Here is a 7,325-nt window from a genome sequence, read left to right on the forward strand (position 1 = left end):
GGCCTGCCCGGCCTGCAGGTGGCCGACAGCAAGGCCGCGCTCGGCCAGCTGGCCGCCGCGTGGCGGGCGCACTGCGCGTTGCCGCTGATCGCGGTGACCGGCAGCAACGGCAAGACCACCGTCACGCAGATGCTGGCGTCGGTGCTGCGCGCCTGGCTCGGCGAGGCGGCGTTCTCGACGCAGGGCAACTTCAACAACGACATCGGCGTGCCGCTGACGCTGCTGCGCCTGCGCCAGGACGACACCTGCTGGCACCGCGCCGGCGTGGTCGAGCTCGGCATGAACCACCCGGGCGAGATCGCCACGCTGGCCGCGATGACCGCGCCGACGGTCGCGCTCGTCAACAACGCGCAGCGCGAGCACCAGGAGTTCATGGCCACCGTCGAGGCGGTGGCGCGCGAGAACGGCACGGTGATCGAGGCGCTGCCGCCGACCGGCGTCGCGGTGTTCCCGGCCGACGACGACTACGCGCCGGTCTGGCATGCGCTGGCCGCGTCGCGCCCGACGCTGACCTTCGCGCTGCAGGGCGCGGCCGACGTGACCTGCGATGCCGAGTGGGTCGGCGACCACTGGTCGCTGATGCTGCACACCCCGGCCGGCTTCCAGGCGGCCGACCTGCGCATCGCCGGCCGCCACAACGTGAAGAACGCGCTGGCCGTCACCGCCTGCGCGCTGGCCGCGGGCTGCCCGCTGGAGGCGATCGTGCAGGGGCTGGCGGCGTTCGAGCCGGTCAAGGGCCGTTCGCAGCTGAAGACTGCCCAGGTGCACGGCCAGCCGGTCACGCTGGTCGACGACACCTACAACGCGAACCCCGATTCGGCGCGTGCCGCGATCGAGGTGCTGGCGCAGCTGCCCGGCCCGCGCTGGCTGCTGCTGGGCGACATGGGCGAGGTCGGTGACCAGGGCCCGGCCTTCCACACCGAGATCGGCGCGTTCGCGCAGGCGCGCGGCATCGAATCGCTGTGGACGGCCGGGGCGCTGAGCCGCCACGCGGCCGACGCCTTCGCCGGTGCGCGCCACTTCGACGACGTGGCGGCGCTGGTCGCCGCGCTGCCTGCGGCCCCGGCGTGTGCCGCGGTGCTGGTGAAGGGCTCGCGCTTCATGAAGATGGAACAGGTGGTGGCCGCGCTGCAGCGCAGCGGCGCCGAAGTACCTGGCAATGGCAACACCAGAGGATCGAACGATGCTGCTTAGTCTTGCCCAGTGGTTGCAGGGTGCCTACCCCGACCAGCTCGGGTTCCTGCGGGTGTTCCAGTACCTGACGATGCGTGCGGTGCTGGCGGCGATGACCGCGCTGCTGATCGGCCTCGCGTTCGGCCCGATGGTGATCCGCCGCCTGAGCGCGCTGAAGATCGGCCAGCCGATCCGCGAGTACGGCGTGCAGGCCCACCTGAGCAAGAGCGGCACGCCGACGATGGGCGGCGTGCTGATCCTGCTGGGCATCGGCATCTCGACGCTGCTGTGGTTCGACTGGAGCAACCGCTTCGTCTGGATCGTGATGCTGGTGACGCTCGGCTTCGGCGCGATCGGCTGGGTCGACGACTGGCGCAAGGTGGTGCACAAGAACCCCGAGGGCATGCGCTCGCGCGAGAAGTACTTCTGGCAATCGCTGCTCGGGCTGGTGGCGGCGCTGTACCTCGCGTTCAGCGTGTCGGAAACCTCCAACCTGCGCGTGCTGGAGCTGTTCCTGCGCTGGGTGCAGAGCGGCTTCTCGAACGACCTGCCGCCCAAGGCCGACCTGATGGTGCCGTTCTTCAAGAGCATCAGCTACCCGCTGGGCGTGTTCGGCTTCATCATCCTGACCTACCTGGTGATCGTCGGCAGCAGCAACGCGGTGAACTTCACCGACGGGCTGGACGGCCTCGCGATCATGCCGGTCGTGATGGTCGGCTCGGCGCTGGGCGTGTTCGCCTACGTCACCGGCAGCTCGGTGTACTCGAAGTACCTGCTGTTCCCGTACATCCCGGGCTCGGGCGAGCTGCTGATCTTCTGCTCGGCGATGGCCGGCGCGGGGCTCGCGTTCCTGTGGTTCAACACGCACCCGGCGCAGGTCTTCATGGGCGATGTCGGCGCGCTGTCGCTGGGCGGCGCGCTCGGCACGATCGCGGTGATCACGCGCCAGGAGATCGTGCTCGCGATCATGGGCGGCATCTTCGTCGCCGAAGCGCTGTCGGTGATGCTGCAGGTGGCCTGGTTCAAGTACACGAAGAAGCGCTACGGCGAGGGCCGGCGCATCTTCAAGATGGCGCCGCTGCACCACCATTTCGAGAAGTCGGGCTGGAAGGAGACGCAGGTCGTCGTGCGCTTCTGGATCATCACGATGCTGCTGTGCCTGGTCGGGCTCGCGAGCCTGAAGCTGCGGTGAACACCCGATGAACCACCTGAAAGACCTCCACGTGCTGGTGCTGGGCCTCGGTGAATCGGGGCTCGCGATGGCGCGCTGGTGCGCCCGCTTCGGCGCGCAGGTGCAGGTGTGGGATTCGCGCGAGAACCCGCCGCATGCCGCGGCGCTGGCCGAGCACGTGCCGGGCGCGACGCTGCTCTCCGGCCCGCTGGACCCCGTGCAGCTGCAGGGCGTGAAGCTGGTGCTGAAGAGTCCGGGCCTCGGGCCGCGCGACCCGCGCGTCGAGCCGCTGCTGAAGCTCGCGTTCGAGACCGGCGTGCTGGTGCAGGGCGAGCTCGACCTGTTCGCGCGCGCACTCGCCGACCTGAAGGCCGCGCGCGGCTATGCGCCCGGCGTGATCGCGATCACCGGCACCAACGGCAAGACGACGACGACGGCGATGGCCTCGCAGCTGATTTCGCGCACCGGCCGCCGCGTCGCGACCGCCGGCAACATCGGCCCGACGATGCTGCAGACGCTGGCCGAGGCGCTGGATGCCGAGCCGGCGCCGCTGGTCGATGAGCTGCCGGACGAGGCGGCGCTGGACGACCTGCCGGAAGCGCCGACGGCGCCGGTGGCCGATGCGGTGATCGAGGACGCCGTCGAGGCGATCTCCGAGAGCCTGCCCGAGGCGCTGCCGGCCGAGGTCACGGGCGATGCCGTGGCGGCGGTGGACGCAGGCGCCGAGCCGCTGACCGAGCCGCTGACCGATCCGATCAGCGACGACGTGCTCGATGCCGCGGTCGAGGAGATCGCCGCGTTGCCGCCTGAAGCGCCCGAGGTACCCGAGGATGTCGAGATGCCGATGGGGGGCGGTCCGCCGCCGCACCTGATCCCGCCGCCGCCGCCGGGCCCGGTGTTCGAGTCGTTGCCCGAGGTCTGGGTGCTCGAGCTGTCCAGCTTCCAGCTCGACGGCGTGYAGGGCTTCGAGCCCGGCGCCGCGACGGTGCTGAACGTCACGCAGGACCACCTCGACTGGCACGGCGACATGAAGGCCTATGCCGGCGCGAAGGCGCGCATCTTCGGCAAGACCGCGGTGATGGTGATCAACAGCGACGATCCGGCGGTCGAGGCGATGGTGCCGGCGCCCCTTCCTGGGAAAGGCCGCTTCGCGAAGCCGATCGAGCGCCACGTCRTCCGCTTCGGCCTCGACGCGCCGAAACGCCCCGGCGACTTCGGCCTGATCCACGAGAACGGCATGGCCTGGCTGGTGCGCGCGATGGAGGCCGACGAGACCGCCAAGCCCAAGGGCCGCGGCAAGGGCGCGGTCGAGGAGGAGGAGCTGCACATCCAGCGCCTGATGCCCGCCGACGCGCTGCGCGTGCGCGGCCGCCACAACGCGGCCAACGCGCTGGCGGCGCTCGCCCTGGCGACGGCCATCGGCTGCCCGCTCGCGCCGATGCTGCACGGCCTGCGCGAGTACGCCGGCGAGCCGCACCGTGTCGAGTTCGTCGCGCTGGTCGAGGGCGTCGAGGCCTACGACGACAGCAAGGGCACGAACGTCGGCGCGACGGTCGCGGCGATCAACGGGCTCGGTGCCGACAAGGCGCCCGGCCAGCTGGTGATGATCCTCGGTGGCGACGGCAAGGGCCAGGACTTCGGCCCGCTGCTCGCGCCGGTGCGCCAGCACGTGCGCGCGGTCGCGACCATCGGCCGCGATGCCGAGGCGATCGAGCAGGCGCTGCGGGGCGCCGGCATCACGGTCGAGCGCCACGAGACGCTGCAGGCCGCGACGCGCTGGGCCTTCACGCGCGCCCAGGCCGGCGACGCAGTGCTGCTGAGCCCGGCCTGCGCGAGCCTGGACATGTTCCGCAACTACGCGCACCGCGCGCAGGTGTTCTGCGACGAGGTGCGGGCGATCGCCGCGGAAGGGGGCAGCGAGGCATGAGCAGCTTGACGGCCCGCTCCGGATTCGACGCGCTGAAGGAGCGCGTGCGCGCGCTGTTCAAGCGCGACGGGTCGGTGCCGATCCGCGACTGGACCGGTGCGTCGGCGAACAAGCCGGTGCAGCTGCAGGGCTTCGACCAGCCGCTGGTGTGGGTGGTGGTGGCGCTGCTCGCGCTCGGCATGGTGATGGTGTATTCGGCCTCGGTGGCGCTGCCCGACAACCCGAAGTTCACGCGCTATGCGCCGACGCATTTCCTGGTGCGCCACATCCTGTCGATCGTCGTCGCGCTGGTCGCCGCGGTGGTCGTCGTGCAGCTGCCGGTGAGCCTGTGGGAGAAGTTCGCGCCGTGGCTGTTCGCCGCCTCGCTGCTGCTGCTGGTGCTGGTGCTGATCCCGCACGTCGGCAAGGGCGTCAACGGCGCGCGGCGCTGGATCCCGCTGGTCTTCACGAACTTCCAGCCGTCGGAGCTGGCCAAGCTGGCCATCGCGCTCTATGCCGCCAACTACATGGTGCGCAAGATGGAGGTGAAGGAGAACTTCTTCCGCGCGGTGATGCCGATGGCGATCTCGGTCGCGGTGGTGGGCCTGCTGCTGCTGGCCGAGCCGGACATGGGCGCCTTCATGGTGATCGCGGCGATCGCGATGGGCATCCTGTTCCTTGGCGGCGTCAACGGCCGGATGTTCTTCCTGATCACCGCGGTGCTGGTCGGCGCGTTCGTGCTGATGATCACCTTCAGCGAATGGCGGCGCGAGCGGATCTTCGCGTACCTGAACCCGTGGGACGAGAAGTACACGCTGGGCAAGGCCTACCAGCTGTCGCACTCGCTGATCGCGTTCGGGCGCGGCGAGGTGCTGGGGCAGGGCCTCGGCTCGAGCGTCGAGAAGCTGCACTACCTGCCGGAGGCGCACACCGACTTTTTGCTCGCGGTGATCGGCGAGGAGCTCGGCTTCATCGGCGTGGCCTGCGTGATCGCGGCCTTCTTCTGGCTGTCGCGCCGGGTGTTCCACATCGGCCGCCAGGCGGTCGCGCTCGACCGGGTGTTCGCCGGGCTGTTCGCGCAGGGCATCGGCATCTGGATGGGCGGGCAGGCCTTCATCAACATGGGCGTGAACCTGGGCGTGCTGCCGACCAAGGGGCTGACGCTGCCGCTGATGAGCTATGGCGGCTCGGCGATCCTGATGAACCTGGTCGCACTGGCGATCGTGGTGCGGGTCGACATCGAGAACCGGCAGATGATGCGCGGGGGACGGGCATGAGCACGGTCTCCAGGCACCTCGTCGTGATGGCAGCTGGCACCGGCGGCCACATCATCCCGGGCCTCGCGGTCGCGCGCGAGATGCAGAGCCGCGGCTGGTCCGTCAGCTGGCTCGGCACCACGCACGGCATGGAGAACCGGCTCGTGCCGCCGAGCGGCATCCCGATGGATGCGATCAGCTTCAGCGGGCTGCGCGGCAAGGGCCTGCTGCACACGCTGACCGGCGGCCTGCGGCTGCTCGGCGCGTTCTGGAGCTGCCTGCAGATCATCCGCCGCCGCCGCGCGAATGCGGTGCTCGGCATGGGCGGCTACGTCTGCTTCCCTGGCGGGCTGATGGCCTCGCTGCTGAACAAGCCGCTGATGCTGGTGAACGCCGATGCCTCGCTGCTGATGAGCAACAAGAGCCTGCTGCCGGTGGCCGATCGCATCGCGTTCGGCTTCGACGGCGAGGCGGCGCACCAGACGAAGCTCGGCGTCGTGACCGGCAACCCGGTGCGCGCCGAGATCGAGGCGCTCGCGCCACCGGCCGAGCGCTTCGCCGGCCGCAGCGGCCCGCTGCAGGTGCTGGTGGTCGGTGGCAGCCTCGGCGCGAAGGTGCTGAACGAGACGGTGCCGCAGGCGCTCGCGCTGCTGCCGGCCGAGCAGCGGCCGCGCGTCACGCACCAGACCGGCGCCGCCCAGCTCGACACGGTGCTGGCCGCCTACGCGACGGCCGGCATCGATGCCGAGGTGCTGCCCTTCATCGATGACATGGCCGCGCGGCTGGCGGCCTGCGACGTGATCGTCTGCCGCGCCGGCGCGGTGACGGTCAGCGAACTGTGCGCCGCCGGCGTCGCGAGCGTGCTGGTGCCGTTGGTCGTCAGCACCACCAGCCACCAGCGCGACAACGCCGAGTGGCTCGCGCAGCACGGCGCCGGCCTGCACCTGCCGCAAACCGAACTGAACCCGCAGCGGCTGGCCGACCTGTTGAAGGGCCTGACGCGCGATGCACTGAACACGATGGCGACGAAGGCGCGAGCCCTCGCCCGACCCCACGCCGCTGCGCGCGTGGCGAATGAACTCGAAAGGCTGGTGGCATGAAGCACGCCGTCAAGCAAATCCACTTCGTCGAAGGTCCACGAGAGCCGACGAAGAACCTCCTCGAAGGGGAGGCCGACGCATGAAGCATGCGGTCAAGCACATCCACTTCGTCGGCGTGGGCGGCGCCGGCATGAGCGGCATCGCCGAGATCCTGCACAACCTCGGCTACACCGTCTCCGGCTCCGACCAGAGCGACAGCGCCACCTCGCAGCGCCTCGCGTCGCTGGGCATCCGCGTGTTCGTCGGCCACGATGCCTCGCACATCGCCGGCGCCGAGGCGGTCGTCACCTCCACTGCCGTGAAGGGCGACAACCCCGAGGTGATCGCCGCGCGCAGCCGGCGCGTGCCGGTGGTGCCGCGCGCGGTGATGCTGGCCGAGCTGATGCGCCTGAAGCAGGGCATCGCGATCGCCGGCACGCACGGCAAGACGACCACCACCTCGCTGGTCACCAGCGTGCTGGCCGAGGCCGGCGTCGACCCGACCTTCGTGATCGGCGGCAAGCTGAACGCGGCCGGCGCGAACTCGCGGCTCGGCTCGGGCGACTACATCGTCGTCGAGGCCGACGAGTCGGACGCCTCGTTCCTGAACCTGCTGCCGGTGTTGTCGGTCGTCACCAACATCGATGCCGACCACATGGACACCTACGGGCACGACTTCGCGAAGCTGAAGTCGGCCTTTGTCGAATTCCTGCACCGCATGCCGTTCTCCGGCGCGGCCA

The 7,325-nt window shown here is 70.4% G+C and carries 6 protein-coding genes; all 6 read left to right on the forward strand.

Translation table 11 applies throughout. From position 1 onward, the window contains the following. Positions 1–1,194, forward strand: a 1,194-nt coding sequence (locus AC1D12_RS19190) for a UDP-N-acetylmuramoyl-tripeptide--D-alanyl-D-alanine ligase (RefSeq protein ID WP_477842259.1), incomplete at its 5' end; no start/stop codon positions are given. Next, positions 1,184–2,365, forward strand: coding sequence for a phospho-N-acetylmuramoyl-pentapeptide-transferase (gene mraY, locus AC1D12_RS19195; protein WP_477842261.1), 1,182 nt, complete (start codon positions 1,184–1,186; stop codon positions 2,363–2,365). The genes AC1D12_RS19190 and mraY, both read left to right, overlap by 11 nt. A gap of 7 nt (positions 2,366–2,372) precedes the next feature. Next, positions 2,373–4,271, forward strand: a complete 1,899-nt coding sequence (gene murD / locus AC1D12_RS19200; RefSeq protein ID WP_477842263.1) for a UDP-N-acetylmuramoyl-L-alanine--D-glutamate ligase — start codon at positions 2,373–2,375, stop codon at positions 4,269–4,271. Next, positions 4,268–5,527: a putative lipid II flippase FtsW gene (gene ftsW / locus AC1D12_RS19205; RefSeq protein ID WP_047505741.1), complete on the forward strand. Its 1,260-nt coding sequence runs from the start codon at positions 4,268–4,270 to the stop codon at positions 5,525–5,527. Before murD ends, ftsW begins: the two co-directional genes overlap by 4 nt. Continuing rightward, positions 5,524–6,606, forward strand: a complete 1,083-nt coding sequence (gene murG / locus AC1D12_RS19210; protein ID WP_047505743.1) for an undecaprenyldiphospho-muramoylpentapeptide beta-N-acetylglucosaminyltransferase — start codon at positions 5,524–5,526, stop codon at positions 6,604–6,606. The genes ftsW and murG overlap by 4 nt, the downstream gene beginning before the upstream one ends. Before the next feature lie 79 nt (positions 6,607–6,685). After that, positions 6,686–7,325, forward strand: a 640-nt coding sequence (locus tag AC1D12_RS19215) for a Mur ligase domain-containing protein (protein WP_477842266.1), incomplete at its 3' end; no start/stop codon positions are given.

This window comes from Rhizobacter sp. P1_G5 (assembly GCF_056405435.1).

Excerpts from the sequence above, each read along its gene's own strand:
- murG (WP_047505743.1), top strand. The coding sequence starts at position 5,524 with ATGAGCACGGTCTCCAGGCACCTCGTCGTGATGGCAGCTGGCACCGGC.
- mraY (WP_477842261.1), top strand. The coding sequence starts at position 1,184 with ATGCTGCTTAGTCTTGCCCAGTGGTTGCAGGGTGCCTACCCCGACCAG.
- ftsW (WP_047505741.1), top strand. The coding sequence starts at position 4,268 with ATGAGCAGCTTGACGGCCCGCTCCGGATTCGACGCGCTGAAGGAGCGC.